Annotated in this window: 14 protein-coding genes; all 14 read left to right on the top strand. The window is 51.9% G+C overall.

Annotated elements, in window-relative coordinates; translation table 11 throughout:
* The first annotated feature begins 23 nt into the window (after window positions 1-23).
* The gene (locus JQC72_RS09440; RefSeq protein WP_335342424.1) at window positions 24-2,711 is read left to right on the top strand and encodes a family 78 glycoside hydrolase catalytic domain; all 2,688 of its coding nucleotides are present in this window, start codon (window positions 24-26) and stop codon (window positions 2,709-2,711) included.
* An 87-nt stretch (window positions 2,712-2,798) separates the two neighbouring features.
* Window positions 2,799-4,130, top strand: coding sequence for an MFS transporter (locus JQC72_RS09435; RefSeq protein ID WP_205495038.1), 1,332 nt, complete (start codon window positions 2,799-2,801; stop codon window positions 4,128-4,130).
* A gap of 464 nt (window positions 4,131-4,594) precedes the next feature.
* The gene (locus JQC72_RS09430; RefSeq protein ID WP_205495037.1) at window positions 4,595-5,242 is read left to right on the top strand and encodes a DUF2953 domain-containing protein; all 648 of its coding nucleotides are present in this window, start codon (window positions 4,595-4,597) and stop codon (window positions 5,240-5,242) included.
* Complete coding sequence (gene ytfJ / locus JQC72_RS09425) at window positions 5,235-5,702, top strand: GerW family sporulation protein (protein ID WP_205495035.1); 468 nt, start codon at window positions 5,235-5,237, stop codon at window positions 5,700-5,702. The genes JQC72_RS09430 and ytfJ overlap by 8 nt, the downstream gene beginning before the upstream one ends.
* Window positions 5,703-5,815: 113 nt before the next feature.
* On the top strand, window positions 5,816-6,961 hold the full coding sequence (locus tag JQC72_RS09420; protein WP_205495033.1) for a D-alanyl-D-alanine carboxypeptidase family protein: 1,146 nt from the start codon (window positions 5,816-5,818) through the stop codon (window positions 6,959-6,961).
* Window positions 6,954-7,547: a nucleoside recognition domain-containing protein gene (locus tag JQC72_RS09415; RefSeq protein ID WP_205495032.1), complete on the top strand. Its 594-nt coding sequence runs from the start codon at window positions 6,954-6,956 to the stop codon at window positions 7,545-7,547. The genes JQC72_RS09420 and JQC72_RS09415 overlap by 8 nt, the downstream gene beginning before the upstream one ends.
* 267 nt (window positions 7,548-7,814) lie before the next feature.
* Window positions 7,815-8,348, top strand: coding sequence for a spore maturation protein (locus JQC72_RS09410; protein ID WP_335342436.1), 534 nt, complete (start codon window positions 7,815-7,817; stop codon window positions 8,346-8,348).
* 587 nt (window positions 8,349-8,935) lie between these two features.
* Window positions 8,936-10,279: an arsenic transporter gene (locus JQC72_RS09405; RefSeq protein WP_205495030.1), complete on the top strand. Its 1,344-nt coding sequence runs from the start codon at window positions 8,936-8,938 to the stop codon at window positions 10,277-10,279.
* Between the two features lie 28 nt (window positions 10,280-10,307).
* A complete protein-coding gene (locus JQC72_RS09400; protein WP_205495028.1) occupies window positions 10,308-10,979 on the top strand; it encodes a YwrJ family protein in 672 nt (223 codons plus the stop codon).
* A 208-nt stretch (window positions 10,980-11,187) separates the two neighbouring features.
* Window positions 11,188-11,904 (top strand): pseudouridine synthase, encoded by a 717-nt coding sequence (locus JQC72_RS09395; protein WP_205495026.1) that lies wholly within the window; start codon window positions 11,188-11,190, stop codon window positions 11,902-11,904.
* Window positions 11,905-12,000: 96 nt separating this feature from the next.
* A complete protein-coding gene (locus JQC72_RS09390; protein WP_205495024.1) occupies window positions 12,001-13,587 on the top strand; it encodes a cytochrome c biogenesis ResB family protein in 1,587 nt (528 codons plus the stop codon).
* Window positions 13,588-13,593: 6 nt separating this feature from the next.
* On the top strand, window positions 13,594-14,805 hold the full coding sequence (gene ccsB, locus JQC72_RS09385; protein ID WP_205495022.1) for a c-type cytochrome biogenesis protein CcsB: 1,212 nt from the start codon (window positions 13,594-13,596) through the stop codon (window positions 14,803-14,805).
* A gap of 39 nt (window positions 14,806-14,844) precedes the next feature.
* Entirely contained in the window at window positions 14,845-15,561 is a 717-nt protein-coding gene (locus JQC72_RS09380) for a response regulator transcription factor (RefSeq protein ID WP_205495020.1), read from the top strand.
* Window positions 15,558-17,399, top strand: a complete 1,842-nt coding sequence (locus JQC72_RS09375) for an ATP-binding protein (RefSeq protein ID WP_302104666.1) — start codon at window positions 15,558-15,560, stop codon at window positions 17,397-17,399. The genes JQC72_RS09380 and JQC72_RS09375 overlap by 4 nt, the downstream gene beginning before the upstream one ends.
* The last annotated feature ends 6 nt before the right edge of the window (window positions 17,400-17,405 follow it).

The following is a 17,405-nucleotide window of genomic DNA, read 5'->3' as shown; positions in this document are numbered from 1 at the left end:
TTTCACAATAAGAGGTGATGGTCGTGACGAGTTTCAGCGTGTGTAAACTTCGTTGCGAGTACAAGGAGAATCCCATTGGCATCGACGTATTGAGGCCAAGGTTCAGCTGGCAAATTCAATCCGATGCTCGCGATGTGATGCAGACTGCCTATCAAATCCAGGTTTCGGAGAATGACCCTGATTTTCAGCAGGTGATTTGGGACACGGGACAGGTACGATCGGATCAATCGGTCCATGTGGAGTACGAAGGGCCTCCTCTGAAATCATGCACGAGATATTACTATCGTGTACGAGCTTGGAACCAAGAGGGGGAAATGTCAGAATGGAGCGAAATTGCGCTATTTGAAATGGGTCTCCTTCGTGCCGACGAGTGGAGGGCAAAGTGGATTACCCCAGAATTTGAAACGGACCAAACGCAAGTCTGCCCGCTACTAAGGACCACGTTCACAATTGAGGGACAGGTAAAAACAGCGAGAGTGTATGTAACCAGTCTGGGGTTGTATGAGCTCCAACTAAATGGAGAACGGGTTGGAGACTGGGTGCTGACACCTGGCTGGACCAGTTACAACAACCGCCTGCAGTACCAAACCTATGATGTTACTCATCACTTGCGGGGGGGCGCCAATGCGATTGGTGTGATTCTTGGGAATGGCTGGTATAAGGGCGAGCTCGGTTGGGAAGGGGCTCGGAACGTTTACGGGAACCAAAGAGCAGTGTTGCTGCAGATGCACATCCAGTATGCAGATGGTCGCAACCAAACTGTCGTTTCGGACGAAACGTGGACATCCCAGACTGGACCGATACTCATGTCGGAAATTTATCATGGGGAGATATATGATGCAAGATTGGAAAGATCGGGATGGAGTACTGCAGAGTACGATGACAGCGACTGGTATGGGGTGACTGTATTACCCCGCGGGAAAGATATGTTGGTCGCTCAAGAAAACATGCCGACACGCATCGTGGAAGAGATTCGGCCGGTCCGTCTCATCCACACGCCTGCGGGTGAGAAAGTGCTGGATATGGGGCAGAACATGGTCGGCTGGATTCGTTTCAAAGTGAAGGCGCCCGCCGGAACCGAGATCGTTTTGAGACATGCGGAAGTCTTGGACAGGGATGGCAACTTTTACACTGGGAATCTGCGTAAGGCAAAACAGACGATTCGCTATGTTTGCAAGGGCGAGGGGGAAGAGTGGTATCAACCTCACTTTACTTATCAAGGTTTCCGTTACGTGCAAATTGAAGGTGTCCCCGGCGATGTAAAGCTGGACGACTTTATCGGTTGTGTCATCCACTCGGATTTGGAGCAGACGGGTCGATTTGAGTGTTCCAATGCGCTTGTGAATCAGTTGCAGCATAACATCTTGTGGGGACAGAAGGGGAATTTTGTGGATATTCCGACAGACTGTCCCCAGCGTAATGAACGACTTGGTTGGACGGGTGACGCACAAATATTTATTCGCACGGCCGCCTTTAACATGAATGTGGCGCCATTTTTCACCAAGTGGCTTCGGGATCTCAAGGCGGATCAATGGCCGAGTGGAGGTGTACCATCCGTCATTCCAAACATCTTTCCTGAAGATAGTGAAGTCTTAAGCTCATCGTCGGCATGGGCGGACGCGGCTGTGATTTGCCCGTGGACGGTTTACCTCTGCTACGGAGACAAGCGTTTGTTGGAAGAACAGTACGACAGTATGAAGGCTTGGGTAGAGTACATGCGCAGTCAGGGAGACAATGAGTACTTGTACAATACAGGATCTCACTACGGGGATTGGCTCGGTTTGGACGCCAAGGAGAACAGTTACAAAGGTGCCACGGACGAAGACTACATCGCAACCGCTTTTTATGCCTATTCGACGCGCCTGCTTGCTCGGGCGGCACGCGTACTCGGCAAACACGACGATGTTGAGGAATATGAAACGCTCTACAAAAATATCGTCGAACATTTCCGCCGAGAGTTTGTGACGCCCAATGGTCGTCTGTCTGTTCCAACGCAAACCGCCCATGTACTCGCTTTGTGGTTCGATTTGGTGGATGAGTCACATCGGGGGCGTATTGCGCGAACATTGGCAAAATACATCGAAGACAACAACTGTCACCTTTCAACCGGCTTTGTCGGTACTCCGTATCTATGCCATGCATTGTCTCAAAACGGATACAACGCTCTGGCATACAAGTTGCTTTTACAGACAGATTATCCGTCTTGGCTTTATCAGGTGACAAAGGGAGCCACCACAATGTGGGAACATTGGGACAGCATCAAAGTCGACGGATCGTTTTGGAGTGACGATATGAATTCATTTAACCATTATGCGTATGGAGCAGTCGGAGAATGGTTGTACCGTGTAGTGGCCGGAATCGATACCGATGAGGAGCACCCTGGGTACAAACACATTTTGATTCGCCCGAAACCGGAGCCTGCGTTGAAGTATGTCAAAGCATCGCTGCAGACCATGTATGGTGAGGTTGCTGCTCACTGGGGATTTGTGGATGGACAACACATGGAAGTCTTTGTGCGAATTCCCGCTAATACTACGGCAACTGTGGTTTTGCCGCATGCGACATTAAGCGCTGTTAGGGAGGGCGACAGACCACTTGAGAAAGTCAACGGTATTCATTGTTTCAAACAAGTAAATGAGGGTGTGTGTATGGAATTGGGTTCCGGTGTCTATCAATTCAACTACCCACTGCAGGATCAGGTTGCCAATTAGACGAAAGGTCCGTCGCATGTTTGTTGAAACCGATTACAAAACAATAAATACAGAATATTTAATAAAAATTTGTTTGGGGGTGTCGTTATGAAGAGTGCAGGTACTGTGGCTAGTCTCGAGGACCCGAAAAACTCAAAACAGCAGTGGAAGTGGACATTATTGGCTTCCATGGCCAACTACATCGACTCAGGCTCGATTGTGGCGGGAGCAGCCAGTTTGAGTCTCTGGCAGAGCTATTTTCACATGTCCAACACCGCTCTCGGACTGTTGGCCGCTTTTAGTTCAAATGCCATCTCGGCCGGGATCGGAGCCCTGATTGGCGGGAGAATTTGTGACCTTTTTGGTCGAAAAAGAATTTACTCTTGGGATTTGTTGGTTTATGCGTTTGGTATGTTGTGGATCATCTTTGCCGTCAATGCCTGGATGTTAGCCATCGGTTATTTCATTGTGGGGTTGGCCGTTGGTGCAGATGTCCCCGCATCATGGACCATCATTGCAGAATATGCGCCAGCTAAAGCACGCGGAAAGCTGAGTGGTATGGCGCAAGTTCTGTGGAACATGGGACCGATTGTCTGTCTGTTGCTGTCCTTGGTGCTTTCTCCGCTGGGGATCTTGGGTGCAAGGTTGTTGTTTGCTCATCTCTTTGTCGTTGCAATCGTCACGTGGTTATTGCGTCGCGGCATGGTCGAATCGGTACGTTGGCAGAATGCTGTGGAAACCGCTACTTCAGTGCAATCCACTGTGGCGGGGACTGTGTCCAAGAATTTTGGCGTGGCAAATGGTTATCGAGATCTTTTCACCCAACCGCACTTGGGCGCATTGGTCTTTTTGATTTCCATGTACGGAATTTGGAATCTCACAGCGGGGACGTCCGGATTTTTCCTTCCATACATTTTGGAAACAGTGGGGGGGAACAGTCAGGCGACCAGCGTGTTCATGCAGTGCTTGGGATTTTTGTTCGGAGTCATTGGCACTGCGCTCATCTTCATGCCTTTGAGTGATCGTGTTAACCGGCGCGTTTTGTTCGGAGTCAGTGCCTTGATACAAGTGATCGGCATGTCACTTCTGGCGCTCTTTCCGTTAACGCCTGTTGTTGCTTTGCTGCATGTGTTTTTGGGTGGCTTTGCGAGTGGTTTTGGTCAACAAGCATTCTTCCAACTGTGGTCTTCTGAACTGTTTCCGACCATGATTCGCAGTACGGCCCAAGGCTTGGCTTTCGCCGTCATCAGAATCGGACTTGGTATCTGGAGTTTGTTTGTACCAGTGCTAACGGCCACCGGGTTCACAACGTTGGCTTGGATTCTCACCGGATTCCTTATCGTCAGTGGCTTGATAGGAGTCATTTGGGCACCACAAACAAGTGGAAAGTCTTTGGAGGAAATCGAGGCGGAGCGGACTGCCTTGACGAAGAAGGTTTGACTGCTCTTTTCCTCGTTCGCACTTCTCTGTTGTGCCTTGTCCAGATATTGACCACTGCCGATTCGTATGGGACGCTTTGCTCGCCCATTGTCCGGAAGAATGGGATACGGTCGCCCGGATAGGCGTCATGGGTGCGGTACCGTGGGAAACTTTGTCATGCAAATACATTTCATTGGCGCGGGACATTCCGCGCCTTTTCATATGGATATGGCCCTAATTATCGATGATGATGAGCGAGCCGGAAAACCCGGCCCTTTCGGATTGGGTTGAAAGCGAGTGTCGGATGTGACTGCCGGTACCTTGATCGGTTTCCATCCATTTGCATCAACGGCTGTGTGTAATTCAGCACGACTTTTCTTGCTTCATTTTTCAATTGTTCATAAAACGCAAGACGAGCGGTTCTCAATTGTATGCAAACAGGAATAAATGCCCAAGCTAAAAATAGACGGCAGGAGGATCGAGGAATGAATACGCTGTTGTGGATCTTGCTTGGTTTGGGCGTGATGGTGGTTTTACTCAGCTTGACAACGGTTCGCTGTCACATTCAATACAAGCGTGTACATACGGACGACCGGATCAACATTACTTTCCGGTGGTGGAAGTGGTTCCGTCTGCGATGGACAGTGCCATCACTCCAGCTGTTCGGCATGACGGAAGACGGAAAATGGCAGCTGAACCTTAAGGCAACCGTCCGTCAAAGTCGGAGGCGTTGGCAGGAACGCTTGTCGTGGGGTGTACTCCGGCGCATGCACCGGCAATTTGTTTGGCTCAGGGAACACGTCCATCATTTGCATCTATGGTTACGCGGCCTGCTGAGGCGCTTTCATGTGGAGAGCCTGAGTTGGCGCTCGGCGATCGGAACGGGGGACGCGGCGGAAACCGGCGTGCTGACCGGCCTTGCCTGGGGAGTGAAATCAACGGTCGTCGGGGTGGCCGGTGCTTATGTGCAATGGGAACGTCCGCCGCAGATCCAGGTGGACCCGGTGTTTGACAAGGCGTATCTGGAGACCGATTTCCAATGCATAGTGCGATTTCGGATCGGGCACGCTATCCTTGCCGGTATACGATTATTGCTCAATTTCCGGGTAAGGGGGGAAGCGAAACATGGCTGAACATCCCATTCAGGGACTGATGTCAACCGCCATGGAAAACCTGAAAGAAATGGTGGATGTCAATACCATCGTGGGGGATCCGGTGGAAACGCCGGACGGCAGTGTGATTATTCCCGTCTCACGCGTCGGTTTCGGGTTTGCGGCGGGCGGGAGCGAATTCGACACCGCCTATGCCGACGACGGTTCCCAAGGGGACAAGGGACAACAACGGGAAGGCGGCAACGGTCAGTCGTCGGGCAAATTGCCCTTCGGAGGAGGCAGCGGCGGCGGAGTTTCGATTACGCCGGTGGCGTTCCTCGTGGTGGGGGAGAAAGGGGTGCGTTTATTGAATATGGACGGCAACACGCACCTGTTTGACCGTTTGATCGATTTTGCACCCGGTTTGGTGGAACGTGTGCAAAACACGTTGAAAAAAAGGGACAAACAAGGAGGATGCGAACCTCCCCGTATGGATATATAACGGAAGAAACACCGTTTCCGGCAAAGCGGGCGGTGTTTTTTGTTGTTCTTTTTTCATATCCCTGTCCCACCGGCATATAAATGTGTACAAACCATGGTTGGGGTGGGAGGGTTATGCGGCATTTCAGAGGTGGGGCGTTTATCCTTTTGATCATCGGACTGATCGGCTCGCTCGGTTGGGGATGGGGCTCGTCTGAGCCCCGGGTGAGTGCTTATGCGGCGGCGATGATCGATGTGCAGTCCGGTCGACTGTTATATGCCAAACATGCGGATGAGCGCTTGCCAATCGCCAGTTTGACCAAAATCATGACGGCCATCGTGGCGATTGAAAACAGCCGTCTCACCGACAAGGTGAGCGTTCCTCCCGAGGCGGTCGGTGTGGAAGGTTCGTCGATTTACCTGAAAGCGGGTGAACAGATTCGGATGGGGGATCTGTTGTACGGCCTGATGCTCCGATCCGGCAATGATGCGGCGGTGGCGATCGCCCGGCATGTCGGCGGATCGGTGGAAGGGTTCGTCTACATGATGAATGAGAAGGCGGCCTATCTCGGATTGGAAAACACCCATTTCGCCAATCCGCACGGACTGGATGCACCGGATCATTATTCCTCCGCTGCAGATTTGGCGCGGCTGACCGCTTATGCGTTGAAAAACCCCACTTTTCGGGAAATTGTCAGGACGCAGGTAAAAACCGTTCCGTGGCCGGGAGAAGAATGGCACCGCAAATGGTATAACAAAAACAAGATGCTCCGATTTTACAAAGGCGCGGACGGGGTCAAGACGGGATTCACCAAAAAAGCGCGTCGAACGTTGGTTTCTTCCGCCACGCGGAATGGCAGGCAGTTGGTGACCGTTACGTTGAACGCACCCGATGACTGGAATGATTCGATGCAATTGCTGGAGTACGGATTTCAGCGTTTCCATCCCGTCGAGCTGGTGAAAAAGGGGCAAGCCTTCCAGACGGTAAAAGGGGAGAAAAAAGGAGAGCTGGTGTTGCGAGTGACCGCCGAGCGACCGTTCGTTTATCCGTTGACGGAGGAGGAACGGCATCAAGTATCTGTCGAACCGGTGCTTTCCTATCCGCTGAAAAAAATGGATCGCGAGGGGCTGCGTGTGGGGACGGTCCGCGTGCTGGTGAACGGCCAACCCGTCGGTGCGGTTCCGCTTGTGACACGGTATCAAGACGAGCCTTCCGTCTTTTCCGAATGGATGGACGTGTTTCGGAACCTGATGGGAATGGGGGCGGGGGGCAGTGGTTAATTACATATGGATGTTCATGATCGCCAGCGGAGTGGTGGCTGCCGCCCTGCAGGGGAGATTGGATCTGGTCACGTCCGCCGCGTTGAAGGGAGCCAAGGAAGGGGTGGCCGTCTGTATCGGCCTGATCAGCATTTTGGTGTTTTGGATGGGGATGATGCGGATCGCACAGGACGCCGGGCTGTTGGAGAAGCTGGCCCGGCTGCTGCGGCCGCTGGTACGTGTGTTGTTTCCGTCGGTACCGCCGGATCATCCGGCGATGGGTTACATTTTGTCCAATATGACGGCCAACCTGTTTGGTCTCGGTAATGCGGCCACCCCCATGGGCATCAAGGCGATGGAAGAATTGCAGAAGCTCAACCCAAACCCAAAAACGGCTTCCCCGGCCATGTGCACCCTGCTCGCCCTGAATACCTCCGGATTTACGCTGATTCCGGCGACGATTATCGGGATTCGCATGAAATACGGATCGGTCGATCCGACGGAAATTATCGGAACGACCTTGTTTGCAACCGGATGCGCGACACTGACGGCGATCCTGGTGGACCGCCTCTATCGCAGTCAATGGGAGAAACGGTCCGGTCACTAGGATGTGTATGAGCAAGTCCGTTAGGGACAATGTTTCCCGGCAGTGACTTACCAAGCCAGGCTGAACGAAGATCCGGGAAGCGCAGAAATGGGAATTCGCGGGCAATTTCCGCTAAGCGCAGCGTACTTTGCTCGCGTCCTGCGCTCCGCCAGGAGCGGCCCTGCTTCCTTGCAGGATGCAGGTGGAGCGAACAGGCAAAGCGATTGGACAGGATTTACCGGTTACGCCCTGGGACATATTGGATCAAATAAACGGGGGGATGAAAAAGTGGTCGAAGTTGTCTCTTTTTTGTCCAAGCTGATGTTGCCTGCCATTTTGGCGTTCATTCCCCTGTATGCCACATTTCGCAAAGTGCCGGTGTATGAAAGTTTTACGGAAGGGGCCAAGGAAGGCTTCCCCACCGCGATTCAGCTCATTCCCCACTTGGTCGGAATGATGGTGGCGGTTTCCGTTTTTCGGGAAACAGGTGCGCTTCATTTTTACCTACGCTTATTGTCGCCATTGGTGGATGGGATTCATTTCCCGAAGGAAGTGATTCCGCTCGCGGTGTTGCGCCCGATTAGTGGTGCCGGTTCACTGGCATTTGTTGAAAGCATCTTTCGTACATATGGGCCGGATTCGTTTCTCGGGCGGCTGGCTTCCACGATGCAGGGAAGTACGGACACGACGCTGTACGTGCTGACCGTTTACTTTGGTGCGGTTGGCATCCGGCGCACGCTGTATGCCGTCAAGGTGGGATTGTGGGCCGACTTGGCGGGGATGCTGGCGTCCTGGTTCATAGTGGTGATGGTGTATGGTTGAGTCATGCCGGAGGGATGGCATGCGCTGACCCGGCGATCGCATCCAACCGATCGGATTGAATGGCACAACCAAAGTATCGGAACACGCTCCCAAAGTCATCCCCGCGAGCAAAGGTTCCCATCATTACCGGATCTTCATCGGACACAACAGGGACGGAATACGGTTATCACCGTTGAACCGGCAGGAGAGTGAACGACTGCCCATGGTACTCCATGATCGGTTTCCGCCTTTGAAATAACCCATGCGTATTTCCGGCGGGTACCCCGGACTTCAGACGGCTTCAGGTAAAGCACTTTACTTCGCTGTAAGTAAGGTGCTTTTTTTTGTTTGGTTGTGCGGTTCCACGCAAATCTATTTTTCAAGCACGGGATAAACGGGAGATGACGTTGCTAGATTTTAGTGGAATTGTGAAAGAACAGGGACGTGCCCAGCGCTTTTCTTGTCCGGATACATATACATATAGTACAGATTGATAGAAAGGATAGATGGAAGAGATCGACAATTGCCGACCAGTACACGTGTACACGGAGGAGGTTACATCGTGTATCTCATCATAAACAATTTGCTGGAATGAAAGGAGTAAAAACATGTTTCAGCCCATGGTTTGGATGACCGTTTTTTCTTTTTTGGCTACGCTTTTCTTTCTTTTTTGGAGACCCGGCGGGATCAATGAAGCGGTTCCAGCCACGATCGGTGCGATTCTTGTTTTGCTCAGTGGAAGTGTTTCCGTTTCAGAGCTGGGTCAAATATCGGAAACAATCAGCGGTGCAGCCATCACCATTATGGCAACGATCGTGATGGCCACTGTCTTGGAAAGCTTTGGATTCTTTCACTGGATGGCGGAGAAACTTGCTGCCAAAGCGAGAGGATCAGGCATACGCCTGTTCTGGTATGTCAACCTGTTGTGTTTTATCATGACGGTTTACTTCAATAATGATGGCAGTATTTTGATCACGACACCGATTTTGCTGTTCTTGCTGAATAACATGAGATTGAAAAACCATGAAAAAATACCGTATTTGTTGTCCGGTGCTTTGGTCGCAACTGCTTCCAGCGCCCCCATTGGAGTAAGTAATATTGTGAATTTAATCGCACTGAAAATTGTGCATATGGATTTGTATATGCATACGGCGATGATGTTTGTTCCCGCCACGCTTGGATTGTTGTTCCTGGTTCTGCTGTTGTTTCTTCGTTTTTACAAAGTCCTTCCAAGAGTGGTCCCTACTACCGTCATCGGCTTCACAAATCCAACTTATCATCCGCTCAAAATGCCCGCTTCATCGTCCTCGGAAAAGGAACGTTCCCGATTTATGCGCAACATCCTCATTTTCGTGTTTGCCGTCCGCATCAGCCTCTTTGTCGCTTCTTATTTTGGGATTCCCGTCTCTGTCATGGCGGTCATCGGCTCTCTCATCTTGTTGGGATGGAGATGGATTTACTTCAAGATATCCCCGACCGATATGCTGAAAAAAACGCCTTGGTATATCTTCATTTTCGCCTTCAGTATGTACGTCATCATTTACGGCTTGCATAACATAGGGTTAACGAAGTGGCTCATTCATTTCATGCAACCCATGGTTTCCGGAAGCCTGCTGCATGCGAGTGTGATGATGGGGGTGCTTCTGTCTCTTCTGTCCAATATATTTAATAATCATCCTGCACTGATGGTTGGAACACTCACGTTAACCAATATGCATCTCGACCCGCTCACCCTAAAAATCTCCTATCTCGCCAATGTCATCGGAAGCGATATGGGATCGTTACTTCTTCCCATAGGTACGCTGGCGACGTTGATGTGGATGCATATCGTAAAACGCGGAAAAGTCAAGATTACGTGGGGGCAGTATGTAAAAATTACGCTTTTGGTCGTTCCACCTGCAACGCTGGTTACGTTGGTTGTCTTGTATTACTGGGTTTCTTGGCTGTTTTAGTCTCATGCGGGAAGAAAGGAGAATTCAAATGAGTGATTATCAGCATCTTATTGGAAAATATATAGATATCGAGATATCAGGGAAAAATTTCTGCAAAGGCACCCTGCTTGATATCGGGTTGGATATCATTGTTGTATACAATAACAAAACCCAACAATTCTTCTATATTCCGATTGTTCATATTCAGCGGTTGAAGGAAGCCACAATGGATGAAACACTCCCGTTTGTCTCTCAACCGGAAATACCGCTTGCCAGTGAATCCATTTCATTTCGTAAAATATTAACAAACGCCAAAGGACAATTTGTTCAAATATACGTGACGGGGAACAAATCGATTCATGGATATTTGACCAGCATCATGAATGACTACTTTGTCTTTTATTCTCCCGCGTACAAAACATTGTTTATTTCCATGCACCATGTCAAATGGCTGATTCCCTACAATAATCAAGAGACAACGCCTTATTCACTGAGCCATCAGCACCTTCCCGTCAACCCCACTTCCATTCCATTGGCCAGGACCTTTGAAGAGCAATGCAAAAAATTGGAGAATCATATTGTGGTCATCGATGGTGGGGACAACAGTGAAAAAATCGGACTTGTGCAGAAGGTCGGAAATAACAGGCTGGCTCTTGTCACAGCGGAAAGGGAAACGGTGTATTGGAATTTACAGCACATCAAAACGATCCATTTACCTTAGACGGCCATTTTCATTCTGCTCAGGAAAGGTTGCGAGCACCGATTTTGAGGAATAGGGAAAAAGCGCTGAACGGTTTCCGCTGTTTCATATAGAAGCTGTCTGATCTCGCCTTGACGGCGTCTTTTTTTTTTGGTCTTTTTGGTGACACATTTTCGCCTGCCTTGTGAATCCCGTTCCGGATGGATAAGATGACTATTGAGGTGAAATGATGGAGCGATTGCAAAAGGTTTTGGCGCATGCGGGGGTGGCCTCGCGTCGGAAATGCGAAAACATGATTTTGGACGGACGGGTTCGTGTCAATGGGGAAACGGTCACGGAGCTGGGGAGAAAGGTGGATCCGGCGCTGGATCGGATCGAAGTGGACGGCAAACCGATCATGACGGAACGGAAGCGGACCTTTTTGTTCTACAAACCGCTTCGTGTGATCACCAGCATGTCCGATCCGCAGGGACGCCCAACGGTGGCCGATTATTTCCGTGAGATCGATGAGCGGGTGTACCCGGTGGGACGATTGGATTATGATACCGAGGGATTGTTGCTGATGACGAATGACGGGGAGCTGGCCAACCGGCTGACGCATCCCAAATACGAGGCGGATAAATGTTACTTGGCCACGGTAAAAGGTCATCCGTCGGAGGAACAGTTGGATCAATTGCGCCGCGGGATTCGGCTGGAGGACGGGTGGACCGCTCCGGCCCAAGTGCGTCGGGTGAAGGAACGTCGCAACACCACTGTGTTGGAGATCGTCATCCATGAAGGGCGCAACCGTCAGGTCCGCCGTATGTGCGAGGCGATCGGGCACCCGGTGGTTCATCTGATCCGGACGCGGATCGCCTTTCTGACACTGGGATCGATGAAACCGGGAACCTATCGTGAGCTGAAGCCCCGTGAACTGGAGCGGCTCAAGCGTTTGTTGGATCTCTAGATCTTTCAAACAATCTTCAAATTGGCCAAAGGGTGCAAAAAATGGTCACGATTATAATATAGGAAGGGATTCAATGCCGTAACGGGGGTCGATCAGATGGAAAACACCAAATGCAGATGCGGACACAATAACCCCGTCGGTACCATACTGTGCGAGTACTGCGGAAAGCCGCTGGAAGAGGACAACGATGAGAAGCGTCCGTTGGAGATGAGATATGAGGGGAAGGCCCGCCGGTCCCAAACCTATCAAACGACGTGGTTTGACCGGGTGTGGAACTTTTTTTCTTCGGTAAAAGTGGCGATCGTGCTGATCCTCATCACGCTGATCGCTTCGGCGATCGGTACGATTTTGCCGCAGGAGCGTTATGTGCCGTCACCCGATCCTGCTCAATATTACGTGGAGCAGTACGGAATTTGGGGTGAGTGGTTCTACAAGCTGGGTCTGTCCAGCATGTATGATTCATGGTGGTATGTCACCTTGCTGGCCATGATCGGCATCTCATTGGTCGTATGCAGCCTGGATCGCGTGATCCCGCTGTACAAAGCGTTGAAAAACCAGCAAGTGACCAAGGACCTCTCGTTTATTTCCCGCCAAAAAGTGAGTCATACGCTGGAAGTACCTGAAGAAGAACGGGATGCATTGCTCGACCGGTTGGCGAGCCAATTGCAAAACCGGCGCTTTCACGTGCGCCGGGAAGGACATGCCCTGCTGGCCGAGAAAGGACGGATCAGCCGTTGGGGCCCCTATATCAATCATATCGGGCTGATTCTCTTTTTGTTTGGTGCATTGTTGCGCTTGGTACCCGGTTGGTACCTGGACCAGTTTGTATGGGTGCGTGAGGGCGAAATGGCCAAGGTGCCGGAGATGCCCTATTATGTGAAGAATAATAAGGCGGAAGTGGAGTTCTACGATCCGAAAGAACTGCCGGGCAAAAAGGAGAATGCCCAACCGACCGTGAAACAGTACAAATCAGATATCACGCTGATGCGGCAAGATCCGCAGACCGGGCGATTGGAACCGGTATCACGCAAGATGATCATGGTAAATCATCCGATGGAATACAAGGGTTTGATGCTGTTCCAGTCGGGATTTCAGCCCAACCAGCCCGTATCGCTGCAGATGACGGTGACGGATAAGAAGACGAAAAAAAGCGTCGGTACGTTTACCGTCAATCTGTATCACCCCAAAGAGTCCTATCCGCTTCAAAACGGGGGAACCGTGCGGATTTTGAACTATTTCCCCGACTTTACGATGGAAGGGGATCGACCGGCGACCAAATCGGAGTTTCCCAACCGTCCGGCTTTCGTTTTTGAGGTGATCACGCCGGAATTGAAGCAGGGTGAGAAGTCCTGGATGATTGCGCAGACCAACCTGGACGATATCAATCGAAACAATCGGTATGACATCAATATGACCGGGTTGCAGGTGGTTGACCAGTCCGGGCTGATGGTACGCGTGGACAAAAGCTTGCCTGTCATCTTTTTCGGCGCGGCGGTCTGTATGATCGGTCTGGTGATGGGCTTTTACTGGCAACATCGACGGGTCTGGCTGCGTTGGCACGAGGGCAGACTGTATTTGGGCGCTCATACCAATAAAAACTGGTTCGGACTGAAACGCGAGGTGGAACAGATCGCTGAACGGGCAGGCCTGAAGTTGTCTTTGACCCAGCTTGGGCAGGAGTGATGAAAAATGGTTTGGGAAAAAGTAATGGAAAATCTGCTGTTGTGTACGTTTTTTTTGTACGTGTTGGCTTCGGTCGTGTTTGTCATCGCCATCGTGGGGAAAAAGTGGAGTACGGGTGAAGAGGTTCACGTAAGGCGATGGTCCCGGTTGGGCATCATGCTCACCATTGTGGGCGTGTTGTTTCAAGTGATGTTCATCATCACGCGGATCATCATCGGCGGCCATTTTCCCACCAGCAACATGTTTGAATTCGCATCGTTCCTCTCGTTTACGATCGTGCTTGCGTTCATTGTCATTTTCTACATGTATCGGACGGTTGTGCTCGGGGCGTTTGCCATGCCGATCGCGGTGATCATGTTGGCATACGCTTCCGTGTTTCCGCGGGAAGTGGAGCCGTTGATCCCGGCGTTGCAAAGTTATTGGCTGTTCATCCACGTCACCACCACCGCACTGGGGGAAGGAGCGTTCATCGTCGGATTCGTGGCCGGTTTGATTTATCTGATCGGTGCTGTCGGTCACGAACGGGGAACCACCGGTGCTGCCGTATTGGAGGGAACCCTTCTCCTGTTGGTGATGCTGATCGGCTTTATCCTCACCAGCTTTGCGTTTTCGATGGCCGGTTATCATGCGGAGATCCAGCACACCTTTGAAGGGCAGCAATTGGTGCAGGTGTACGAAATGCCGCCAATCGTGGGACCGAACGGCGGAGAAGTGTTGCGGATGCAGCCATTTTTGGGGATGACGCAACCGTTGTTTGAAGCGCCGTCCTGGATGCAGGGACAGGAAGCGGCCCGCAAGTTTAACTCGGTGATTTGGTCGGTGTTGTCCGGTTTGGTTCTCTACGGTTTGATCCGGTTGGCGGCACGCAGACGGATCAGTGAGCTGCTTTATCCCATGGTGAAAAACATTTCGTTGGAGATAGCCGATGAAATCAGCTATCGTGCCATCGCCATCGGATTCCCCATCTTCACGCTGGGCGGCCTGATTTTCGCCATGATATGGGCCCAGGAAGCATGGGGGCGTTTTTGGGGATGGGACCCCAAAGAAGTATGGGCGCTCATCACCTGGTTGTTTTACAGTGCCTATCTGCATTTGCGCCTTTCCCGTGGTTGGCACGGGCTGAAGTCCTCCTGGATGGCGGTGATCGGATTTGTCATCATCATGTTGAATCTGATTGTGATCAACCTGGTGATCGCCGGCCTCCATTCTTATGCATAATCCGTGAAAGAAGAGGTTGTGCCAGTGAGGTGAAGGTTAATGGAAAAGCGGGAACGTATTTTGATCGTGGATGATGAGGATCGCATCCGCCGATTGCTCACCATGTATCTGGAGAGGGAGGGGTACCAAATCGAGGAGGCGGAGGACGGGGAAACCGCTTTGGCCAAGGCGTTGGAAACCGATTACGATCTCATCGTGCTGGATCTGATGCTGCCGGGGATGGACGGAGTGGATGTCTGCCGCGGCATTCGCAAAAAAAAGGCGACCCCGATCATCATGCTGACCGCCCGGGGAGAAGAGGGTAACCGGGTGGAGGGGTTCGAGGCCGGGGCGGACGATTATGTGGTGAAGCCGTTCTCCCCACGCGAGTTGGTCCATCGGGTTAAAGCGGTTTTGCGCCGTTCGTCGGCTACTGCGTATCTGAAAACGGACACCGAGACGCACAATGTGATCGTCTTCCCCGATCTGACGATCGATCATGATGCGCACGAAGTGCGTGCGGGTGGCAAAACGGTGCAGTTGACGCCCAAGGAATATGAGCTGCTCCATTATCTCGCACGTTCACCGGACAAAGTGTTCACACGGGAAGAATTGTTGCGCGATGTTTGGCAGTATGAGTTTTTCGGTGACTTGCGCACTGTGGACACGCACATCAAACGATTGCGCGAAAAACTGAACCGCGCCTCCGCAAAAGCGGCCAAGATGATCACAACCGTGTGGGGCGTGGGGTATAAGCTCGAGGTGCCGAAGGATTGATTTGGAGAAGTGTTGTCGGTAAGTTGTGGCTGACCATCATCGGTTTGGTCACGTTGCTGTTGGTGATGCTAAGTGCGTTCCTGAGCGACCAGGTGGAAAAGACCCACCAACACAGCCAACAGGAAAGCCTGTTGGCATTGGCGCACAAGATCCAGCATGATCTGGAGAAAAAAGGGGCGAAACGCGGGACATACCTTAGTGACATGCTGAGGATCTCGGAGTTGTTCGATACGTATATGATTGTCCTCGGACCGGACGGGGCTGCCGAGCCGATCGGCGTTTCGCCCACCATCGCCAACGTTCCTTGGCAACAGCTTCTGGAAAAGACGGATATCGATCGCGTGTTGCGCGGAGAAACGGTCGTCATGAAAGACAGGGTGTTCGTGGAGGAAGGCGAGGGGATGCCGTTTCCTCTGTTTAAAGAGGACATCCTGATGGTGGCCGTACCGCTGAAAAAAGGGTCCCGCATTGAGGGAGCAGTGGTGCTCTACCGGACGCAGAATCAACTGCAAAGCGAAACGGACATCAAAAGGTGGATCTATTACTCCGCCATTGTCGGATTTTTTTTGACGACCATTTTTGCTTTCTTCCTTTCCACCCGGATCACCCAACCGCTGAAGCAGATGAAAAAAGCGGCGGAACGCATGGCTGAAGGAGAATTTAACATTCGTGTTCCCGTTCGTCAGCATGAACGGGATGAAATCGGGGATTTGGCGGCGACATTCAATCGTATGGCGGAGCAGTTGGAGGAGCTGGTCCGCGCGCTCTCCCATGAAAAAGAACAGTTGGCCAGTATTTTGCGCAGTATGGCCGACGGGGTGATCACGCTGGATGCCAATGGACGTATTGTGCTCACCAACCCGCCGGCTGAACAATTCCTGTCCGCGTGGGCTGACGAAATGGAGGAAACCGTTTCGGACGATCCCAAAGAGCGGTTACCGTTGCCCTTGCGGGAGATTTTCGAGACGGTGGTCGAAGACGAACTGGAACAGTTCGGCGATATCGAAGCGCACGGTCGTACATGGGCGGTGGTGATGGCACCGCTGTACGCCAACGAACAGGTACGCGGTGTGGTGGCTGTATTGCGCGATGTGACGGATGAGCGCCGTTTGGACAAGTTGCGCAAAGATTTCGTTGCCAACGTCTCCCATGAATTGCGCACACCGCTGGCCATGCTCCAGGGGTACAGCGAGGCACTGTTGGACGATATCGCCCAATCACCGGAAGAACGGCGTGAATTGGTACAGGTGATTCATGACGAATCGTTACGCATGGGACGTTTGGTACGGGAGTTGCTGGATTTGGCGCGGATGGAAGCGGGACATGTCGAAATTGTGCGCTCCCGTTTGCGGGTGTCGGAATTGGTGGAACGTCTGTTGCGCAAATTCCACACGATTGCCCGGGAACAAGGTGTACAGCTTACGGGCGAAGTGGAGCCGGATCTGCCGACCGTCTATTGGGATGAAGACAAAATGGAGCAAGTGTTGACCAATTTGGTGGACAATGCCATCCGCCATACGTCCCGGGGTGGCAAGGTGTCGTTGCAGGCGATGCGGACCAACGGTTCCGTTCGCCTCATCGTGCAGGATACGGGCTCCGGTATCCCGGAGGAGGATTTGCCGTTCATCTTTGAACGGTTTTACAAAGCGGACAAAGCTCGGACCCGCGGGCAGGCGGGAACGGGATTGGGTTTGGCGATCGTCAAGCATATCGTCAACGCCCATGGCGGCAATGTGACCGTCAACAGCAAAGTGGGCGAAGGAACGACGTTTGCGGTGCAGCTCCCGATCGGCACTCCCACCGACGCAGCGGGAGAGAGCGAAAAAGGACGCGGTTGATCCGCG

Origin of the sequence: Polycladomyces zharkentensis (genome assembly GCF_016938855.1) — a bacterium.
GTDB lineage: Bacteria > Bacillota > Bacilli > Thermoactinomycetales > JIR-001 > Polycladomyces > Polycladomyces zharkentensis.
Note: the sequence above shows the minus strand (reverse complement) of the source record. Positions and strands in the feature narration are given on the sequence as shown.

Bases quoted from the DNA above. Each gene is read 5' to 3' on its own strand.
- JQC72_RS09435 (WP_205495038.1), top strand. From the start codon at position 2,799: ATGAAGAGTGCAGGTACTGTGGCTAGTCTCGAGGACCCGAAAAACTCA.
- JQC72_RS09430 (WP_205495037.1), top strand. From the start codon at position 4,595: ATGAATACGCTGTTGTGGATCTTGCTTGGTTTGGGCGTGATGGTGGTT.
- ytfJ (WP_205495035.1), top strand. From the start codon at position 5,235: ATGGCTGAACATCCCATTCAGGGACTGATGTCAACCGCCATGGAAAAC.
- JQC72_RS09420 (WP_205495033.1), top strand. From the start codon at position 5,816: ATGCGGCATTTCAGAGGTGGGGCGTTTATCCTTTTGATCATCGGACTG.
- JQC72_RS09405 (WP_205495030.1), top strand. From the start codon at position 8,936: ATGTTTCAGCCCATGGTTTGGATGACCGTTTTTTCTTTTTTGGCTACG.
- JQC72_RS09400 (WP_205495028.1), top strand. From the start codon at position 10,308: ATGAGTGATTATCAGCATCTTATTGGAAAATATATAGATATCGAGATA.
- JQC72_RS09395 (WP_205495026.1), top strand. From the start codon at position 11,188: ATGGAGCGATTGCAAAAGGTTTTGGCGCATGCGGGGGTGGCCTCGCGT.
- JQC72_RS09390 (WP_205495024.1), top strand. From the start codon at position 12,001: ATGGAAAACACCAAATGCAGATGCGGACACAATAACCCCGTCGGTACC.
- ccsB (WP_205495022.1), top strand. From the start codon at position 13,594: ATGGTTTGGGAAAAAGTAATGGAAAATCTGCTGTTGTGTACGTTTTTT.
- JQC72_RS09380 (WP_205495020.1), top strand. From the start codon at position 14,845: ATGGAAAAGCGGGAACGTATTTTGATCGTGGATGATGAGGATCGCATC.